General features: G+C 45.4%; 17 protein-coding genes. 2 read left to right on the forward strand and 15 right to left on the reverse strand.

Going from position 1 to position 20,275, the window contains the following annotated elements; translation table 11 throughout:
• Positions 1–2: 2 nt before the first annotated feature.
• The 15 genes from L3V35_RS05605 to L3V35_RS05675 form a co-directional block, all read right to left on the reverse strand.
• Positions 3–494 (reverse strand): DUF4266 domain-containing protein, encoded by a 492-nt coding sequence (locus tag L3V35_RS05605; protein ID WP_237298791.1) that lies wholly within the window; start codon positions 492–494, stop codon positions 3–5.
• The gene (locus L3V35_RS05610) at positions 494–958 is read right to left on the reverse strand and encodes a TlpA family protein disulfide reductase (protein WP_237298793.1); all 465 of its coding nucleotides are present in this window, start codon (positions 956–958) and stop codon (positions 494–496) included. Before L3V35_RS05610 ends, L3V35_RS05605 begins: the two co-directional genes overlap by 1 nt.
• 84 nt (positions 959–1,042) lie before the next feature.
• Complete coding sequence (locus tag L3V35_RS05615) at positions 1,043–2,257, reverse strand: VWA domain-containing protein (RefSeq protein WP_237298794.1); 1,215 nt, start codon at positions 2,255–2,257, stop codon at positions 1,043–1,045.
• Positions 2,250–2,810 carry a tight adherence pilus pseudopilin TadF gene (gene tadF / locus L3V35_RS05620; RefSeq protein WP_237298796.1) on the reverse strand — a complete coding sequence of 187 codons (561 nt, stop codon included), beginning with the start codon at positions 2,808–2,810 and terminating at the stop codon, positions 2,250–2,252. The genes L3V35_RS05615 and tadF overlap by 8 nt, the downstream gene beginning before the upstream one ends.
• Positions 2,797–3,246, reverse strand: coding sequence for a TadE family protein (locus tag L3V35_RS05625; protein ID WP_237298798.1), 450 nt, complete (start codon positions 3,244–3,246; stop codon positions 2,797–2,799). Before L3V35_RS05625 ends, tadF begins: the two co-directional genes overlap by 14 nt.
• Positions 3,246–3,986 carry a tetratricopeptide repeat protein gene (locus L3V35_RS05630; RefSeq protein WP_237298799.1) on the reverse strand — a complete coding sequence of 247 codons (741 nt, stop codon included), beginning with the start codon at positions 3,984–3,986 and terminating at the stop codon, positions 3,246–3,248. Before L3V35_RS05630 ends, L3V35_RS05625 begins: the two co-directional genes overlap by 1 nt.
• Complete coding sequence (locus tag L3V35_RS05635; RefSeq protein WP_237298800.1) at positions 3,983–4,834, reverse strand: type II secretion system F family protein; 852 nt, start codon at positions 4,832–4,834, stop codon at positions 3,983–3,985. Before L3V35_RS05635 ends, L3V35_RS05630 begins: the two co-directional genes overlap by 4 nt.
• The gene (locus L3V35_RS05640; RefSeq protein WP_267136087.1) at positions 4,831–5,745 is read right to left on the reverse strand and encodes a type II secretion system F family protein; all 915 of its coding nucleotides are present in this window, start codon (positions 5,743–5,745) and stop codon (positions 4,831–4,833) included. Before L3V35_RS05640 ends, L3V35_RS05635 begins: the two co-directional genes overlap by 4 nt.
• A complete protein-coding gene (locus tag L3V35_RS05645) occupies positions 5,745–7,088 on the reverse strand; it encodes a CpaF family protein (protein WP_237298804.1) in 1,344 nt (447 codons plus the stop codon). Before L3V35_RS05645 ends, L3V35_RS05640 begins: the two co-directional genes overlap by 1 nt.
• Entirely contained in the window at positions 7,088–8,248 is a 1,161-nt protein-coding gene (locus L3V35_RS05650; protein WP_081279995.1) for an AAA family ATPase, read from the reverse strand. Before L3V35_RS05650 ends, L3V35_RS05645 begins: the two co-directional genes overlap by 1 nt.
• On the reverse strand, positions 8,245–8,868 hold the full coding sequence (locus L3V35_RS05655) for a CpaD family pilus assembly lipoprotein (protein WP_237298806.1): 624 nt from the start codon (positions 8,866–8,868) through the stop codon (positions 8,245–8,247). The genes L3V35_RS05650 and L3V35_RS05655 overlap by 4 nt, the downstream gene beginning before the upstream one ends.
• A 7-nt stretch (positions 8,869–8,875) precedes the next feature.
• Complete coding sequence (locus tag L3V35_RS05660) at positions 8,876–10,273, reverse strand: type II and III secretion system protein family protein (protein ID WP_237298808.1); 1,398 nt, start codon at positions 10,271–10,273, stop codon at positions 8,876–8,878.
• Positions 10,266–11,147, reverse strand: a complete 882-nt coding sequence (cpaB, locus tag L3V35_RS05665; RefSeq protein ID WP_237298810.1) for a Flp pilus assembly protein CpaB — start codon at positions 11,145–11,147, stop codon at positions 10,266–10,268. Before cpaB ends, L3V35_RS05660 begins: the two co-directional genes overlap by 8 nt.
• A 30-nt stretch (positions 11,148–11,177) precedes the next feature.
• The gene (locus tag L3V35_RS05670; protein ID WP_102560008.1) at positions 11,178–11,360 is read right to left on the reverse strand and encodes a Flp family type IVb pilin; all 183 of its coding nucleotides are present in this window, start codon (positions 11,358–11,360) and stop codon (positions 11,178–11,180) included.
• 64 nt (positions 11,361–11,424) lie between these two features.
• Positions 11,425–16,269, reverse strand: coding sequence for a DUF1566 domain-containing protein (locus L3V35_RS05675; RefSeq protein WP_237298812.1), 4,845 nt, complete (start codon positions 16,267–16,269; stop codon positions 11,425–11,427).
• A 242-nt stretch (positions 16,270–16,511) separates the two neighbouring features.
• Here L3V35_RS05675 and L3V35_RS05680 point away from each other — a divergent pair, with 242 nt between their 5' ends.
• Together L3V35_RS05680 and L3V35_RS05685 are read left to right on the forward strand one after the other, a co-directional pair.
• A complete protein-coding gene (locus tag L3V35_RS05680) occupies positions 16,512–18,497 on the forward strand; it encodes a hypothetical protein (protein WP_237298964.1) in 1,986 nt (661 codons plus the stop codon).
• Positions 18,498–18,712: 215 nt separating this feature from the next.
• Complete coding sequence (locus L3V35_RS05685) at positions 18,713–19,894, forward strand: MFS transporter (RefSeq protein ID WP_054546170.1); 1,182 nt, start codon at positions 18,713–18,715, stop codon at positions 19,892–19,894.
• Positions 19,895–20,275 lie beyond the last annotated feature (381 nt).

Here is a 20,275-nt window from a genome sequence, read left to right on the forward strand (position 1 = left end):
GGTTAGTTACAACCACAGCCACCGCCACCAACACCACTGCCGCCGACGGAACCTTGTTTGTAAGCGAACACCTTTTCAGAAAAGACGTCGAATTCAGGCACCGTGCCACCGGGTTTCATCTCTTTTTGAGCCAATGTGCCTTTTTCCCAAGGCTTTACGGGTTCAATACCAAGAAACTCATCAACGAAAGCCAGGGCAGAAGGTTTGTTACTCTCTTCTGGTACTTTCTGTTCGATAACCAGTTGCTTTGCCTTGGGTTTAACCATTTCAATGTTTCGTCTGGTTGCACGTTTTGCTTCTTGGTTTGAATAATCACCGCCACTTGAATAAACGGTGCTGGAGATGATCTCCTCTTCAACGAGAGGACCTTCGTTTTTGTCAGTGGTTTGCTGCTCAACGGGCTTTTTGCCCAGACCACTGAGGTCGAGTTCTAGCGTGGCATTAGCCGTCATTGGAATAGCGAGTAGCCCAACAAGGGTGACTTTGATTAGCATTAAAGTTGCACTCCCATCTTGGTGAGGTCATCAGTAATCACGTCACTAATGTGGTTAATGGCACCAAAACGAATCTTGATAACCTTGGCTTGGTAGATGTAGTAAAGCGCAGGCATGCCGATAGGTTTAAACTCTGCGATCAACGCTTGTTCAGGGTCGTTAACAATAGGGAACTCCAGTCCGAGTTGTTTTTGAAACGCCAAGCCAACCTCAACATCTTCATCCACATCAACGCCTTTAAACGTGACGCCTGTGCCTTTGAGTTCGGTGTAGAGTTGATTGACTTCTGGTAGCTCTTCGCGGCAAGACACGCACCACTCTGCAAAGAAGTCGACAATGGTCAGTTCATCCTTGTTGAGTTGAAGTTTTTCGATGACGTCTGGCGACAACGAATCCCCTTCTTGATAAGCCAATGCAGGTAAAGAAAGGCACAGCACCAATAGCGCTAGGGCTCGTGTAAACATGTTTTTCTCCATATTGTTTTTAACTTGTTTGTTTTTAATTCAATGCTTAAATTCAGGTGTTTCCAATCAAACGCTTTGTTTGGATTAGCGAGTGAGTTTGATGGTTGCCGAGTATTCAACCGCTAAAATATCGGAAAAGTACCCGTTGAGTTGAGCCGTGCTGGTGGCACTAAACACGCGTTGTGGATCCCCGGCACAGTTCTCGAATTGAGCGATTCGAGAAGGGCTGACGCCATAGCCGATGAAGTTCATTTCGATTCCATATTGATTGATTGCGGTAGTACAGAACCCGGCGTTAACCAGTTGGTCAAACGTGTCTCCTTCGTCAGCACCGTCGGTGAAGAGCACTAGCTTTCTTCTGGTTTCAGGTACTGTGCTGACGTTGATTCCCCATGCTTGTTGCCAGCTAGGGATCAGTTGTCTCACTCCCCATAACAAACCGTGAAAAGAGCGAGTGCCGCCATTTGCTGTTAGGTTGTTTATCGAGTTTTGGACGCGGGAAAATACGCTGGTCAATGGCAGCATTGGTGAATCTTGATTGCAGTCGCTTAACCACTTACTCGGTGGTGTAAATTTCACTGGTCGCTCTGAGTGCAGCGTCGCGAGGTTATCGACGGTCAGTGCCGCAGAGAAATTGCCATTGCGATAGCTAAGCCCATCAATACAGTAGATTCCTGCCGCTTCTTTGGATAACCAAGGTGGGCGCTGCGCTGCGACTCCAGAGTCGAAGGGAACGATTGAAATGCTTACAGAATCTAAATCGTTAGCGTTATTGCTCTGAGATTGAATCGTATTCAATGCATTGGATAAAATGGATTTCAACGACTGGATGTTTGAACCCATCGACCCAGACACATCAAGTACTAAAACCAGCTCCGTTGGAATCGAAGATTGCTTGCTTTCAACCACACTTTTATAACCACCACCCGTCGCCGTTACCTTGGTTGCATAGCTCTCATATTGGAAGTTGGGCAGTAAGGGTGACAATGAATAACCTAGGCTAATACGGCATTCTGAGCCTATGATTTCTGGTTCTAAGCCACTCACACCTTTTAGGGTTGGCTGATAGTACTCTTGGTAAGCCCGCATCATTGGGAGTGTGGCTGTATCAGCAAAGGCACAAGCTAATGCGGCAGAATCGGCGGCTTGCGCTGCTCGGTTTGAAACCATTACTTGAGCCGAGATCATCAGGGTGCCAACGGCAATGAAAAGCGCTGGAAACAGTAACGCCAACAATGAAATGGTCATGGAGCCTTGCTGTTTTTTAAGCGCAATGCTGCCGAATATTGGTTTAACCATAATGCTTTCCTATCACGGCTGATGAACTTGAGAGTGTTTTAGGAAGATTGAGTCGCTTGTAGTCAAACGGTGTATTCACACATAAAGTGAGTTGAACCAAGGTGGATGGTCTTCCAACTAACGCAGGGTCGCCGCTACCCTCAACGATAAGTGTCTCTAGTTGATCGATGGGTGTGTACTTTTGACAGATGATCCCGGCATGGATGTGCTTGTATTCCCAGTTCGAAGCAGTGGTATCAAATACACGGCTTTCAAGTACCAACCCAATATCGCTGCGCTTGATGTTTTGCGGAAGATAACGTTCGGCGAGATCGAGAAGCTGATCCTTTAACGTATTAGGTAATCCGTTTGGGCCTTGCTCTGGTTTCAGTTGTGTTAGTGAAACGGCGTTGACTAGGTTATATGTCACGTTGTCGAGCTGAGTCTGTAGGTTGAATAAGCGGTAGGTAGCAACAAGCCCCCACAAAATGATCATGAGTGCGAGTACAACGAAGGGGAATTCAATCGCTGCTGAACCCGCTTGTTTTTTTCGAGGTGTTTTATTTGTTGTCATAACTAACCAGTACCTTTCTTTTCAAGGTTGTCATGTTGCCGATAGACTCAGAAAACTGAGTTGATAGATTAGGTAATAAGGCAAATGAAAATGAGTAAGACACCTTGTACTCGCCTAACACTGCTCTGCTTTTGGATACCGGTTTCTCATTAACTAAATCTGAGAAGTTTTCGGCGTATAGCGGCGATGGATCCAAGACGAGCTTGCTCTTATCTATCAGTGGGAACTTTGCGATAGTCTCGGCAAAAGCTTGGTCTGAAATAGGACTAATCGGCCGTGTCTTGGCCTCTCGAACGCCCGCATTAACGGCTACATCAAACATGATGTTGACTAGCAGCAGACGGCAGATCTCAAAGAACCCAATGATGAGTATCAGAAACGGTATCACCAACATTGCAAACTCGACGCTCTGCGCCCCTTTTTGACGAGAGAACATCACAGTTCTCCTTGCTCATTTTTAGCAGCAAGCTCTTGGTAATACAGACTATTGTTGGCGAACTCAGGTTGAGATAGATGTGCACGAGCGATACTTTTTGCGGACGCACTGTCTCCAGAAAGCGCATAAGCCAGTGCTAGGTTGAGTTGCAGTTTTACACTCGCTTCCCCTCGGACAAAGATCGGGTGCAGAATGCGGATCCCTTGTTCTGGTTTACCATCGAGTATCCACGCCATGGCTAAGTTGTTGCGGTACTCATTACTGGATGGCATCAAACTAAGGGCTTGAGAGTAAGATTCACGCGCTTTTGAATACTGCTTATTGAGCGAGTAACTCACGCCTAAACTGTTTTGGGCAACATCATCGGTTGCGACTAATCTGATAGATTCTTCGAGCGCTGTTGTTGCTTGTTCAAGCTCACCGAGCGCCAACCACGCGCGGCCAAGTTCTCTGTAAATCGCGCTCGATTGATTAAGCTCGATACCACGCTTTAGATAATGCAGCGCCTCATCATAACGACTCGCTTGATTCGCAGCAGACCCCATTAACAATAGCAGTTGCGGGTCATCAGGCTTCGATACCAGCATCTTTCGGTACAGCTCCATGGCACTTTCTGGTTTGCCATTCATCAGTGCAACCTCTGCGACTTTCATGTCTTCAGAGATCTCTTTTTCAACGTTATTCGTTGACTGACAGCCAACTAAAATCAGCGCTAAACCCAAGAGAACGATCTTGTTCATAAGCCCCCCAGAGTTTGTTTAAGGGATAACATGATTGGCACGACAATAATGCCCACGACAGGTAGCATGATGAAGACCACTAAAGGGAATGACATCTTGGCTGGTATTTTTCCTACCCACTCTTCAAGCTCTAAGAAGTGATATTGGCGGCTATCAGAGGCAATTAGCTTTAACGCTTCAGCGAGAGGTGTGCCGTATTGAAGCGCTTGATTCATGGTGGTCACAATATTGTTGATGTCAGAAAGCTGGACTCGTTTGTCTAGGTTTGAAAGTGCCGTTTGTGGTGAATCAAGAACCGATATCTCAGTCGCAGTGAGTAGCCATTCGCGTGACAACGCTGGAGAGATAGCACGCATCTCTTCACCGACACAGCGAAATACTGCTTCGAGTGTTAGACCTGATGCGACACACACCACCATCAGATCGACGGCATCAGGAATAACGCGGCTAATTTGCATTCGTACTTGGTTCACACGCCAATCTAGAATGCGGTCGAACAGGATGCCGACCACAATGGCGATTGCGATACATTCGGCCATAGAGTTCATGCTAAGCACTTGGATTCGAGTGACATACCAAGCAATAGATCCTGTCACCATCGTCAATAGTCTTAAGCCAAGAAAATAGATCTCTGCATTAGGACTCAACCAGCCAATGAGGATTAACTTCTGGCGTCGTGGTTTTGCACCTTGGAAGCGCCATTTACTTGAAGCGGTGGTGTACTTAGAGGAGTAGCTCGATACGCGAGTCAGTCGTTCAGTTACTACATCTCGTTTGAAAGAAGACAAGTGCGCGACAACTGTCAGTAGTAATGCACATCCCAACAGAAGCAAGGCAACATACATCATGATGAGAACCTTTTGTTACGAGTCAGAGCGTTCAAAATGAGTGTGCCTGAGCTGATGCTGATGACGGCGTAGGTCAGTACACGCTGTCCCGATTCTGTGTTGAATAATTGGACTATCATGGTGGGTTCCATCAAATAGATACCACCCAATAACCCCAAGGGTAAGATAGAGAGAAAGAGGGCTGTCATACGAGGCTCCGAGGTTAAGCTTTTGACCTTTTTTCTCATCGCTCGATTGTCATGCATGGTTCTGCTTAAGCTTTGAAGAATGTCGCGCAGTTGGCCACCATTCGATTGATTCAGGATCAACGCGACCGAGAAGTAGCGGAAACTGCTGTAAGGAAGGCGAACGCATGCATCATCGAGGCTTTGGCGAAGGCTTAAACCGAGCGTTAAGTTATCGCGAATATAAGAGAACTCACGTCCTAGCAGTCCAGGTTGGGTTTCTGACACTTGTTCAATTGCTTGTGGGACTGAGAGCCCCGCAGCCACCGCTCTAGAAATCAGCCCTAGCACATTGATGATGCCTTGTTCGAACTCTTCTATCTGCATTTTTCGGCGGTACATCACCAAGGCACATGTGCATACAAACCAAAGTCCAACAGCGGCCAGAAGTTGATGATGCATTGCCAGTTGGGGAAATAACATGTGGCCAGATGCAGGGAAGCCGATAGCTGACAAGGCAATAAAGTACTTATCCCAAACTGGCAGCAATGCATTCATTCGCAAAAAGAAAGCATGCAGTTTGTTACTGCGCTGGTGGTTGGTTTTTTTGATTGAAATGTCAGCTGTGATCGAGCGTTGACTGCCGCTTACCAATAACAGCCGTTTATTCACGATAGCTTGCTTTGAGCTCAATCTGATTAACCCGATCGCGACAAACAAAACAAAAACAGTGAGAACTAGGATCATCAGGCTTCAAGCTCCATCGCAACTCTGAGTTGAGCATCGAGTTGGTGGTATTTGGCTTTTTCATTGAAGCTTGGTACGCACTTAGCACTCTTATATTCGCCAATCAGGTTGCCTTGTTGATCTTCCGATAAAGGTTTGAATTTGAACAAGTCTTGAGTGATGTATTGTTCTCCTTCTAACCCTTGCACCTCGGTGATCGAAACAATGCGTCTTTTGCCATCACGCATTCTTTCGACTTGTATAACCACATCGATGGTGTCTGCGATTTGGCGGCGCAATGAGAACAGAGGCAGAGTCGCTTGGCTCATCATCAACATGTTTTCCATCCGAACGAGTGCGTCAGTCGCCGAGTTTGCGTGCAATGTACACAGTGAACCATCATGGCCGGTGTTCATTGCCTGCATCATCTCAAAGGCTTCATCGCCACGAACTTCGCCTAAAATGATACGATCTGGTCGCATACGTAGAGAATTTCGCACCAATTCTCGCTGAGTAATCGGCGTTAAGCCTTCTGCATTGGCTGGGCGGGTTTCTGCTCGTACAACATGAGGTTGTTGTAGACGCAGTTCTGCGGTGTCTTCGATGGTAATGATGCGTTCTTGAGGTGAAATGCTAAAAGACATCGCATTGAGCAGTGTGGTTTTACCTGCACCAGTGCCTCCCGCAACAAGCACATTAAGGCGTGAGCGAACAATAATATCGATAAGCTTAACCATCGATTTCGACATTGCGCCAAACTGAGCCAATTGGCTGAGTGTTAGCTTATTCTCATTGAATTTTCGGATGGAAATGTAGGTTCCATCAAGCGCTAGCGGTGGGATCATCACATTGACACGGCTACCATCATCCAACCGAGCATCGACTAATGGATTCGATTCATCGATTCTTCGTCCAACCTTGCTGACGATGCGTCGCGCTAGGTTGAGAAGTTGTTCTTCATTGCGAAATTGAACGGCCGTTTTTTGCAATTTTCCTGAGCGTTCTACGTAGACTTCACGGTACCCATTGACCATGATGTCGGTAATGCCTTGGTCTTCAATTAAGGGCTGTAGTGGACCTAATCCTAGAAACTCATTGAGCAGTTGTTCTACTGAGTGAGCGACGTCATTGTGACCAAGTGGTAACTGCTTAGAGACCACGATATCTGACACCATTTCGGCAATTCTAGCTTCAAGATCGAGTGCACTTAAGCTCACTACAACCGATGGGTCGATCGCCTTGATGACCTCTTCATGAATCACATGATAATGCTCACGAACCGAAGGTGTTGATGTTAGGGCTTCATGTTTTCGAGCTCTATTCGTTACAATCGGATCTATGGCTTGTGTGTTCTGACCAAACATTATGCGCCTCGCTTCCAAAAACGGCGGCTGCCTTGTTGCGGCTCACCAGTGACTAGTTCAAGTAGAGAGTTAAACGCGAGCTTCACTTTCCTATTGCCTTTATGGGCAGGCTGACCAAGCGATGACTTGCTCAGGAAATGGTTAGGCAAAAACGGGATCACGACGTCTACGGATGTGCCGAGTGATTTCTTCACATCATTGACCGAAATAAGGGATGCGGAATCGGACTTACAATGGTTCAACACCACAATGGTTTGCGAAGCTGCTTGGTTTTGAAGTCGTTTGATTATCTGGCCTGCATTGCGAATGGAGCTGAGTGTAGGCTCGACCACAATGATTCGGATATCGGCACTTTTTAGCGCTTCAAAGCCAACTTGGTCACGCAATGAATAGGTCGGGATGTCGATCAATAAGTAGTCTGAACTTTGCAGGCAGAACTTTGTAAACTGATCGAATGCACTCTTTTGTGGCCAAAATGGTGTGGTGTCTAAAGGTAGATAACCGGTAAAGAGCGTGTGCTCGGGTGACACACTGATCCCACTGCGCTCAAACACGAGAGGTTCTAATCTTTCTGGGTATTGTAAAAGCTCTACCAACGCCGTGTTGCCTTCGACATTGAGTAGCAAATCTAAATCACCCATCGAAAAATCGAGGTCCATACAAGTTACTCGTTTATCGAGTTCGGCAAGCTGCTGCGATAACGTCGCGATAATGGTGCTGCTTCCTGAGCCACCTTTTGCACTGACAATGGAAACGATTTTTTCATTTCGTTTTTCGTTGTTGAGTTGCAAAGCAGCAAAGGAGACGTGTTCAAGATCTTGTGGTGTCACAGGGTTGACTAAATAGTCACTGGCACCGGATGCGAGCATTCCACGGTAAGCAAAAATTTCGGTTGAATGACCAATCGCGATAACTTGGCACCCAGTACGTTGTATTAAACGCTGCACAACCTGTTTCGATTCTGGCAATTCGCTATTCAGTACATCGAGGAAGATGGTTTTAACATCGTTCTTAAGTACCTGTCTCACCACGTCATCTTCTTGATTCGAAGAGGTTGTGATGTTGTTGATACCGAAATCATTCAATGTGTATGTGAGCGCTAATGTATCGAGCTGCTCTGATGCCGCGATCAGTACCGTTAAGTTGTGTACTTGGTTCATTGCGAACCTCCTAGCGTGGTATTCGAAGAACCAGAGTTTGTCTGTTGGTTTTGTGCTGGTGGTGCAAAGTAGTTATCGATGCTAGACACCGCTTTTTGTCCTTGTGCACTGTCGATGGGCTGACCAACTATCAGGTCTTTTGGATTTGCGACCATTTGCGCCAGTGCATTGGCATTCGCACAGCCAAAATTGCGCTGAGTACGATAAGCGTTGAGTGTGGTTCTTGGTGTTTTACCCGCGTCACATGCCGTTACTTTGGCACGATAAGATTCAACAAAAATCGTGATGTCGCCTTTACCTTGCGCCGCAGTGTCTGACACTGAAATTTGCGAAGGGTAGAGGCCTGACTCGATCAGACGAAGCCTGACTTTTTCACTTTGGCTTTCTCCTTTCTGAGTCGTATTTTCAATCTTGATCATTAAGTTGGAGAGCGTGCCTCGGCGAGCAATAAAGTCAGAGATATCAGCTTTCTCTTGAGCCGATAACGTTTTACCCGACAGTGTTAAAGTCAGCTTGTTTGTCACGGACACCACATCCACAGAAGGTTGTTGGGTTGTAGGCGTTGGCGCGCAACCCGCAAGCGCAAAGAGAGCGGGCAGTAATAAGGATAATTTGTTCATGATGTCCTCAGTAGTAGAACCCGTTGTCACCCAGTAAGCGAGGCTTCTGGTTGTCGGTGTAAGTCGCTTTATTATTTGATGTTTTTTGTTGCTCTCTTGGCCATGCCAGTAAACGTTCAACATCGCTCAACGGAATTAAGCCATCGGTTGGTCGTGGCATTGAGTCCGAACGAGTTGGCTGAACTAGGTAAGCCGTTACAATGATGATCAACTCTGTTTCTCTACGAGTGAATTCAGTCGAGCGGAATAGGCTACCGAGTACTGGTATCTCACCGATGAGCGGTACTTTTTGTAGTTGTTCGATATCTTCCGATTTCAATAGCCCACCTAAAGCAAAGCTCTGCCCACTTGCCAATTCAATGGTGGTGGAGGCGCTACGAGTGGTAAAAGAAGGGAAGTTAGTTCCGTTTATCACTTGTTGGCTCTCGATTGAGATGTTACTGACCTCGGGATTTACTTTTAAGCTGATACGGTTTTGACTGAGCACGGTTGGGGTGAAGTTCAGCTTTACACCGAAATCCTTGTATTCGATTTGAGTGGTGTCAGCCGTAATCAGTGGCAGCGGTACTTGCCCACCCACCAAAAACTCCGCATCTTCGCCTGACATCGCGGTCAAGTTAGGTTCAGCAAGCACAGACATCATGCCGTTGGTTGCTAGCGCATCAATCAGAGCAGTAATGCTCGGCTTGCCCCAACTACTGACATTAGGCAGCTTTGAAAATGAAAATTGCCCCACACCGCCAGCGATTGAACCCCATTTGATGCCCAACTTATTGGATACATTTCTTGAGACTTCAGCGATTTTTACACGAATGTTGACCTGATTTGGCATGGTGACAACCAATTGATTGATCAGCTCATCATCATTGAGTTGAGTCTGCTGATTTTGATTGGTTGAACTACTGCTGTTGTTACTGTTTCCCTGTGAATTCGAGCTCTCTTGTTGTTCGGTAGAACCGACAATAGGGGATAAGTAGCCTTTCGCGAGCGACACGATATTGTGTGCCATCATCGGAGAAGGAACGCGTCCTTTAAGCCATAACTTTCCGCCCAGAGATTCCGCGTTGACTGACGCTTCTGGGAACTTGTTTTTAACCAGTTCATTGAACTCGCGGCTGTTATGCGTGACGCGAATCTTGTTGGTATAAATCACGCGTTCTTGTTCATTCAAAACGGTGATCGTAGCGCTGCCAGCTTGCTTACCGAATATCATCACTTTGGTATTGGTTAAGGTTTGGTAATTAGCGATATGGGTGTTAGAGATGAAAATGGATTTCGCTTTTTCAGGTAAGCGAATCATTCTCGCTTCATTGATCGTCACATCAAATGTTGATGCTGTAGATGCAAAAGAGACACATAGGCTTGATAGTAGGAGAACACCCCACCAACGACAGATGTTAGCCATTGTTATCAGCTCCAGTTTTATTATTGACGGTTTTATTTTCGGCTCTAAATTCCACCAAACCCACGTCAGGTAATACCTGAGTTGTGTCTGGAGAAATGACTTTCAGCGTCACGGCATTTGCGTGTTGAGGTTGATCTTGAGCCTCGTTTTGCCCGCGTAATACAAGCGTTAACTTTCCTAATTGCTTCGCAAGTACTACTTGGTTTGCTTGCTCGGGTGTCACTTCTAAAGAGACACTGCTGTCGTCAGGGACAACTTTTTTATGTTGATTAGATTCACGGGCCTTTTGATAAGACTCTGCCGTTTGTTTGTCATTAAATGCCAAGACTCTTGCATCATGCACTATCGTTGTAACGTACAATCCTTGAGATGAATTGCCGTAACGAAGTAGCTCGCCATCTTGTGAACCGAGTAGGAGAATATCCACTCGGTCGCCCGGCTCAATGAAGCCTGAATTAGACGTGACTTGATCGACAGGGACTGAAATCGCGCGATAGCCTGGTTGTAATTTCAATGAGAGCGAGTAGCCACCTTCGGGCTCGGTAATGTCCGCTTTCGACAATATTGAGTCTTTGACGAGTTTGGTGCGTGCAAGCCCTGACATCGTATGAGCGGCAGAAATATCTTCTGGTGTCACGTGGTCGATGTAGTTCTCTAACTCTTGCTGTGGAACTTCTTTCCATCGAAACGAGTTTGGTGTGTAGGCTTGACCTATCTCTATCGTGCGAGTCGGAACCAGCACTTTGACCGTTTGCTTAACGGCTTGTTTAGAAGAGGTGGTCGCAGACTCGCTATTGGTTTGGCTCAACAGTAAAACGGATATTCCGAGCACCGAGCAAAATAACGACAGCAACATGAGTCGCTTGGCAGTCATAACTATTCCTTTAATTTGCAATAAACGGGCTTACTCTGAGGCTTGTTGTGCGTCTTTTAGTTTTTCGACTACAGTACCGTAGGCGTCACTGATAGCTGTTGTTAGCTCACCGTTCTCACCGCCAACAAAACTGAGTAAAACCACTGACATTGCTGCTGCGAGGATTGCGTATTCGATAGCGGCCGCGCCGCGCTGCTTTTTCTTGTTCAACATGTTGTTATTTCCTAGATAAAAGCAGCCTCAGCTGAGGCTGCTGTGGTAATTAGTAAAGGTGTTGTTAGTCTGCAACTAATCGATATAGATAAGCTGATGAATAGCTCGCGGTAGACACGTCAGTCTCCGTCATGGTTGTCATATTTAACCCTTTGAAGCGGCCATAAGGTGCAGGGTCGCTGGTGATGTAGTAGCCATAGCTACCACCAGTTGCTTCGTTGAACTCAAACACTTCGTTGTTAAGTGGCAATAAGCTATAGAGTTCAGCTTTTGTCGGGTAACGCCAATTAGCTTTGCCACAAATACTCTTGGTATTTTGTGCTGTGATAAGAGGGGCAATATCTACGTATTTCTTGAAACGGCTACTATCACCTCGAGAGAAGAGTTGCCAAACCAAGTTGCTGTCTGTGTCTTGAGCACACACTGCATTTTGTCGGTTGGTTACTACCGTTCCTTGCGCATTTAGATACTGATAATGAGCAGACTTTTCTCTGAATAATCGAGCTAAGACGACTTTGTCTTCAGAACCATCGGTACGAGCTTTATCTAAGGTTTGGCTACTTTCTTTAGTGTCGTAACTTGTGATGTATTGTTGATCACCGCTTGCTGCACTAGACCAGTAATAAAACGTGGTTCCATTATCGAAATAAGATTTGTCGTATTCTGGCTTGAGTCCCAAGTAATTTGGAAATACGTCTGTATCCAAGGTCATTTTCGAATTTGAACCTTCGACAGCTTTGGTGTTAATCGACAGCAGCTGTGCTAAGTGCGGAACTTCCCAGTCACTAAAACCACACAGCTTGTTGTTATTAGTGTTAGCGAGTAGTTCGTTGCTGCCTAGTATGCTGGCGTATCCGGTCGCTGAAGCATCATAGGCAAGATCGTCAGCACCATGCGGTAGTCCATCTTTGAGCAGCGCCCATACTCGACGTTTTCCTGAAATTTTCGTGTCTTCAACACAGCGCCAACCTTGTTGATAGGTTGTGTCGCTTGTCAGGTAGTTTCCTAGTTCATCCAACTTGGCGAAGCGATTACTTACCATTGCGTTGGCTTGAGAAACACTAAACCCATTGTCTGCCGCTTGTTTTAGCCCATCTTTTGCTAACACTTTGGATTGAGCGAGATCGTGGAGTGTGGCTGTTGTGCTCATCTCTTTGATGAGTGTTTGATATAGAGCGATGAGCGAATCAAACTCAGAGCTAATTCCGTTAGTTGCGGTATTCAGTTGGTTAATGAAGTCAGTGACTTGCGCATATTGGCTCTCTAATACTGAAATGGCACTGTAGAGGTCCAAACTTGCTTGATGCAGTTCTGAAGCCAATGAGGCTGAGCCTATTGCACTTGTGGCATCGGTTAGCATTACCGATTTTTTCTGGATGAACGCCATGTTCTGAGCAAACTTAGCACCTTCAACTAGTGCATTTAACCCGTTCGAGTTTTGCTGTAGTTTCGCTGCTTTTTCTTTGTAAGCTTTTACTTTGGTAATGAACTCAAGGCTCTCCGCATCAGTACGACTTTGAGCAACCGACACCTGAAAGTCGTAAATAGTGAGCTTCGTGGTCACTGCACTCAATTCGTCAAGCCATGGTTTAGTAAAGGCCGCCAGTTCAACCGCTTTAGCTTGTGCTTGGGTTTCTAAAGTCGCGTAGCTTTGCGCTTTTTTCTGATTGTTCGCTAGCCATGTTGTTAGGTAAGCCTCAGCCGCCTTTACTATTGAACTTTGTGTATTGAGTAGGGTTTCAACAGCAGTTGTTGAAGCATCAATGTGACTGACTAGCTGCGGCCCAGACGGTAATTGCCATTTAGCGTATGCGTATTTACTGTAATACTGCTCAACAGATTCTTGGCCTTTGTTTATAGTGACAGCGACGCCATTTTTATCCGCTAATGCATTCTGTGTCTGATTCGATACTAAGTAACCTCTTAAGTTTGAAGGCAGTGTTGCGGGGTCTCGTTGTGATAGCGTGATCACTTCACTAGTGTCTGGAAGCGTCCAACCTGCGATACCACAATCATCCAGCTGTGTGACTTTATCGAATACAGTATCGATTTCTGAAGAGAATCGTTCCGCCCAAAACGTCGGTTCCCCTTGTCCTTTGTCATCGTATTCAGCAATACAATTTAAGGAGTAGGAATTCCATGAGCCACCGTAACTAAAATCAGCGGCCTGCGAACGGGTTTTCATCGGTACGAATTTTAATGCAGTGAAGCTACTAACAGCATCTGTAGCCCAAAGGGTGTCACTGATTGAGTTTGATACACCTTGTTTAGCATTCTTTGTTAATCGAACACCGACATTGGCTTTGTCGTACGCTTCTGGGCCAATAAATTGAGGTTTTGAAACAACAGGATGCCAAGTGACACCTTTATCGTTGGTGAACTCATAGTTTTCGGCTTGATCAAAACGAACCGATTGACCCTCAACGTTGGCGGTTAAGTAAGCCCATTGAAATCCGTTGGTATTGATTGGGTTACTACCTGTGAAAGTATTTACAATTTCAGGCGAGGTTGGCGCGGGTATTTCAAACACTTTGGTAAAGGCTTGTGCAGTTGGAGTTGCAACGCCATGAGGCATGCCATTAGTTGGGTTCTTGCTTACTCGCAATTGCACTTCAGCGATGTTCTTGTCTACATTGCCAATCACTACAGGCTTAACGGTTACTTTTGTCCAAGTTGAGCCGGAGTCGAGTGTGACTTCGAAGTGCTCGGGCTGAGTAAATTCGCCGAAGTATGCCCAATCGAGAGTATTGTTTGTGTCGTTAACCACCAGACCCGTCGGGGCGTTTGGTGCTGACGGACGAACAGTAAAAGGAACATCGTTCGTCAACTCTGAACCGCTAGGACGACCCGTAATCGGATCTCGTTTAACGCGTACTTGGATTGAATCGATAGCGTAAGCTTGATCGTTTAGTTGATATGGTTTTGTGGTAACGACGGTCCAACCGGTGTTGAATGCATTGATCTCGTAATCCGTTGCCTCTGAAAATCCGCTTACGAACGTCCAGTCAAATGTATCTAATCCATCATGAGAGATTGGTGATGTCGGTGCGGCAGGCATACTAGGAGTAACAGAGTAGCCCTTGTCTGAACACAAGGTTTCACCAGGGTCATGCTGAGGATCCGATTCCGCTTTTACTCGCACACAGACTTGCCCCTTGGAAAATATCTCATCAGGGATAGCTTGTGGGTTGCTAGTTACAGGGGTAAAAGTAATGCCTCTATCGAGAGAGTATTCGTAGAGATTACTTCCCGTAAATCCTTCAACGTCTGTCCATGCGAATGTGTTTTCTGCATCGTCAACAATCGGTGAGGTTGGTGCTATAGGTTGATTTTCTGAGCGAGTGAATACAGAACTGATAACCAACGGAACTCCCGCGGGACGGGCATCCAGTGCATTTGACTTAACGCGAACCGAAATCGTGTTTGCAGGAAGTGAAACATTGCCAACAAGATACGGCAGTGCGGTTACGTCCTGCCAACCATTGCCTAGATTAATCTCGTAGAAAGACGGATCCTTGTATCCATTAACCCAAAGCCAGTTGATCTGATTGGTGCTGTCGTTAGCAAATTCCAATACCGGTTTTACTGGTTGGATTGGGGTTACCGTCATCGGTTGTTCTGACGCTGAACTTAATCCCGTCGGGTTACCTAGCGAGTCATCTTTGGCTACACGAACTTTTAGATGTCCAACTGGAATATCTAGGTCTTGAATGTCTTGAGGCTTTTCAGTTGTTTTTGTCCAGTTTGAGCCGTTATCTAATGAATATTCATACAAACTTAGTTCATTAAACGAGTCGACAAATGCCCAGTCAAATTGATTGATCGCGTTATTCACAGTAATCCAAGCTGGAGCAGCAGGCACGGTAGTTAGCGTAAATGCTTTGTCTGAGAGAATGGGCTTTCCGGCAGGGGTATTACGAACGCTAGACGCAGCAACTCGAACTTGAACGGCTCCTTTGTCGAACGCCAGTTTCCCTACAACAATCGGCTTACGAATTACCGTTGTCCAAGTGTTACCTGAATCTAGCGAATATTCGTAATCTGTGTTGTGGTTGAAGCCACGTACAAACTGCCAGTCGAAGGTGTCTGAGGCATCATTGACTTGACCATGCTTAGGAGCTGGCGGCCTAGTGATGATTTCATTTCCATCGATGTCTTCTTGGGAAACTTTGAGTTGGTCTCGGTATTCCTTACCAAGTTGTTTCAATGCGCTGTCGGTTCCTGATGCGCCATGAGACAGCAAATCGGTCTTGGCTTTAAATTCTGCTAAATCAAGCTCTGCCAGCTTGTACATAGACCCTTTTCGAGCATTTACTTGGTCGACACCTGCATCAACAGAGGCCATTTGTGCTTCTTGAAGTACGCGAGTAACACCACGCGCAAACATGTGTACTTCACGGCTTTTGGTTGAGTTTGATGCGGAATAATCACCAACAGCCAGTTGTTTATCTATGCCTAAGTCGCTGGCTACAAGCAGGGTTGCATCATCAAAACTGATTCCACTGGTTCTCGACACACTGGCAATGAGAGATGTCACGGGGCTAATCACGTCTGAGTTGTTACTCGGTACTTCTAGAGTAAATCCGGATTCGATAGGTTGATTCGGTGAATCCATATCGATGGTTACGCCAGCAATCGCTTCGACCAATATTGGGTATTGAACGGCATCATTGTCGACGTCTAGCTCAAATCGTCCTTCGGTGTCCGTAGTGGCAATTTCTCCATCAGCAGAATCACACATGGCATTGCTGTTTCTGTCTAAACAAACCTTCGCGTTGTGTAAATAACCATCCAAAGCTATGCCCGAAATATTCTGAGAACTTGGCTTAGTTTGTGACTGTTTGAGCTTCGGATCTGACTCTGCTCCGCCACAAGCAATCAGCATTGTGGAAACGAGTGAAACACTCATTAATTTGTATGGATTTCTTACCACCTGAACTCCAAATAATTTATAAATTACCCATAGGAAAGGCGGGGGATATTAATTTAAATGATAGTAATTATCAATATCATTTGATCTTTTATTTCGTTAAGTGATTTAATAGCAAAATAAAATACTATCAATCAAATCATAAACTAGGTGAATCGGTCGAAAAAATGCACAATAAATTTTTAATATGCAAACTGTCACTAGCAATATCTGGTGTCTTAATGGTCTCTGGATGTGGTGGCGGTTCGGACGGGGATAGTTCGGTTGGAACATCGGCTTCAGGCTACGCCTATCAAGGTTCATTAGTATGTGCTGATGCAGATCTGAACGGCGTATGCAGTGACCAAGAGAAACAGCTTGAAGAGGTTTCTGGGTACGCGAAACAGAGGCAATATGATGGTGCAATTTTGACCGCTTCTCCCAATATGGAATTGGTCACACCTTTCACGACCTTGATTCATAGTGAGATGATGTTTAATCCCGGCGTAAGCAACGATATTGAACAAGCAAAATCATCACTTCAAAGTAAGTTGGGTGATCATGTTGGTATCAATTTCAGTACGCTCGATACCACCTATGGCCCTAAAGATTCATCTGATTTGTTGCTAAATTCTTTGAAAAAGGCACAAAGTGACGGCAAGCAAGCGCCTTATACTAATATTGCTCACGCGTTAGATCTAATGATTGAGCACAAGACTCTAGATTTATCAGCTATCGATGTGGCTGGGGCGGTTTCTCGGCATCTACAAATTGAAGACTCTTTGGTTGTTCGCGGTTCACAATCGGTACCGCAATTGTCTGGTGCGAAGTCGATAGCTCTGAATCCAGCGAGCAGTCAGATTGTGTTTTTAACGGCTAATGATGTGGTTATGCAAATTGATAGCTCTTCACGCAATAAGCCGGTGACAATCAATGGTGACCCTGCATCTCAAGCGGTTTCTGGTCTGGTTAGTATCCGTTCGCACGACGACGATGATTATGACGACGATGACGATGATGACGATCACGGAGGTGGCACTGGAGGCGGAGAAATACCGGTAGATTCGAGTGAAATCATTCAGTTAGTTCCTGCGCTAAATGGTGTTCAGGCATACAAGGTTTACAAACCGACCGCTTACGTCTCACCCACATCGAGTGATATTTGTAATAGCCAAGGCGCTAATGGTGTTTTCCTCACAAGCCTCAATGGTTCGAATAATAACAATGTTGGCGTGAAGGCTTTTGCGATTGATACATACAGCAGTCGCAGTGGAGGCACGCTTCCACCCATTCCAAAACCTAATCCAGCCGTTCCGCCTAAATCGACTGAGTCGTGCATCAATGATAACTTCGCAGCAGTGGTTCCTCTGTTACAAAGTGGCTCGTTACTGGCGATTAAAAACACCGGAAGCTCGATATACTCACAGCAAGAACTCAAATTGCTAAGTGCTAATAAACTTGATATGAAAAGCTGGAGTCACGCATTGAAAGCTTCTTCACCGCAAGTCATGTCATCTTATGACGAAAGTGAAGCATTAATTATTTATAAGAATTACTTTTCAAACAGTAATTTAGCGGCAGAAGTTATCGACACCTCTAACCTATCCACTAAGATGACGATTGATAAGTTAAACCTTAAAACAGCCAATATTGTCGTGAATCAGCAGATATTGTTGGGGTTGGATAGCAATAAGGTTGAGTGGGTGTCTAACTCGATACAACAAACTGTACTTGGGGAGCTGACCGTTGATTCTGCTATTAGCAAGATAGCGACATCGCGAGACGGAAAAACCAGTGCGATTACCACAGCAAGTTCTCTTTATATCGTTGATAACATGACGAGAACCTTACTTGTAACAGAGTCTCTGAGTAACAATGCTATCAAGTCTTTGTATGTGTTAGAAGATAAGGTGATTGCGTTAACTTCTTCAGGTGCGGACTATTATCAATTCCGAAATATTAGTGGCCCGGCTCTAAAAGTTGGCAGCCAACTGGTGACCAAAGAACTCCTCAAAAAGTGGGAAGACAGCGGCAATTCAAATTGGAGTTCAACGAACTTGGGCTACATTCTTTCTCAAACGGGCACGGAAAGTGAAATCTCCGATCAATTCAAAAACGTAAACCTCTCGTTTTCTCCGACCAATGCGACAACTTCAAGTGGCATCTCTGGTGTGCACGTCAGTGGCTTAGAACGAGGTGAATGGCTAACTTTCTATAAAGGCCTTTAACGGTTTATTGCTTCAAAGAAGGGAGGCTTGCTCCCTTCTGATTCCTCCTTTTTTATTTCACCTCTCTTTTTCATAACGACCTATTTCTCTTGTTTATTTCTTTTCGCACCATGCATTTATGCTCTGTATAAACACTAGAAAACAAAAGTTAATCGTTTGTTAATTCCCATAAAACCGGAGTATGATACTGGATTACTATTTAGGATTTGGCTGTCATGAGTGCATCAACAGCGAGCTGGAAAACGCCGCAAAACTTCTTATTACTGATTTCGATTGTTGTCCCTATTGCGTTTTCGAGCTGGATGGCTCTGCTGAATAACTTCGTGATTGAGAAAGCGAACTTTGACGGTGCTGATATTGGCTTGCTGCAAAGTGTTCGTGAAATCCCGGGCTTCTTAGCGTTTACTGTGGTGTTTGTGTTGGCATTCATTCGTGAGCAACGCTTTATGTTGATATCGCTGGCGATGTTAACCGTAGGCACGGCGATTACCGGTTTATTCCCTTCACTTACTGGCTTGTTGCTGACTACGATTTTGATGTCGACGGGCTTTCACTATTTTGAAACGCTGAAGCAGTCTTTGTCACTGCAATGGCTGAGTAAAGAAGAAGCGCCAGAGATGCTAGGTAAAATGATCTCTGTTGGCGCGTTAGCCTCGTTAATCACCTATGGCTCGATTTGGATGATGCTAGAGCAATTTAAACTCGACTTTGCTTGGGTGTATGGCATCACTGGCGGTATTGGCTTTATTTTGGTTTTGGTGATGACCTTTGGTTTCCCGGAGTTTCAGACCAAGACTCAACAGAATAAGAAGTTGGTGCTGAGAAAGCGTTACTGGCTCTACTACGCTCTCACCTTTATGAGTGGTGCAAGAAGACAGATCTTCACGGTGTTCGCAGGCTTTTTGATGGTAGAGAAGTTCGGTTACTCGGCTGCTGACATCACGCTACTGTTCTTAATCAACTATCTGTTTAATTTCTTGTTCGCAAAACGCATTGGTAAATTTATTGGTGTAGTCGGTGAGCGTAAGGCGCTGATCTTTGAGTATGTGGGTTTGATTGGTGTGTTTGTTGGTTATGGCTTGGTGCAAAGCGCTGAGTGGGCGGCAGCACTTTACGTGGTCGATCATCTGTTCTTTGCGTTGGCATTGGCGATCAAAACCTACTTCCAGAAAATTGCGGATCCTGCTGACATGGCATCAACCGCGGGTGTCTCTTTCACCATCAACCATATTGCAGCGGTTGTTATTCCAGTTGCGTTTGGTGTGATTTGGCTGTCTTCTCCTGCAACGGTTTTCTACATTGGTGCAGTGATGGCGGCGGTTTCTTTGGCGCTGTCTTTAAACATTCCTAAGAAGCCTGAAGAGGGTAACGAAGTCCGGATGTTTAGCTGGCGCTAATGTTCATTTCAATCTGATGAGATAAACAAAAAGCTCCAATAGCGATATTGGAGCTTTTTTGTATGCGCTAAATGGTAGTCAAAGGCGTGACGCTCTAAACGGGTGAACTTGATGACTCGGATTTACGAACAGTAGGGTAAGGTGTGATATACCTTATCAACGCGAGAAAAATAAGCAGTTTTCGCTTCAGTTCTCATGTTCAAAGGAATGTGTATAGCGGCCTAAATGGACAAGTATCGTATGTTGGGTTCGAATCGCGATTTTTGAATTGAGTATAGTGTGATAGGTCGAGTGAAAACTCGACCTTACGACTAAGTTAATACACGTGAATGATTTATTTAATAACCGAGAAAAAGAGTGCAGCTATTGATAGTACTGTGG

It is taken from the genome of Vibrio sp. L5-1 (assembly GCF_021728315.1).
Taxonomy (GTDB): Bacteria; Pseudomonadota; Gammaproteobacteria; order Enterobacterales; family Vibrionaceae; genus Vibrio; species Vibrio splendidus_K.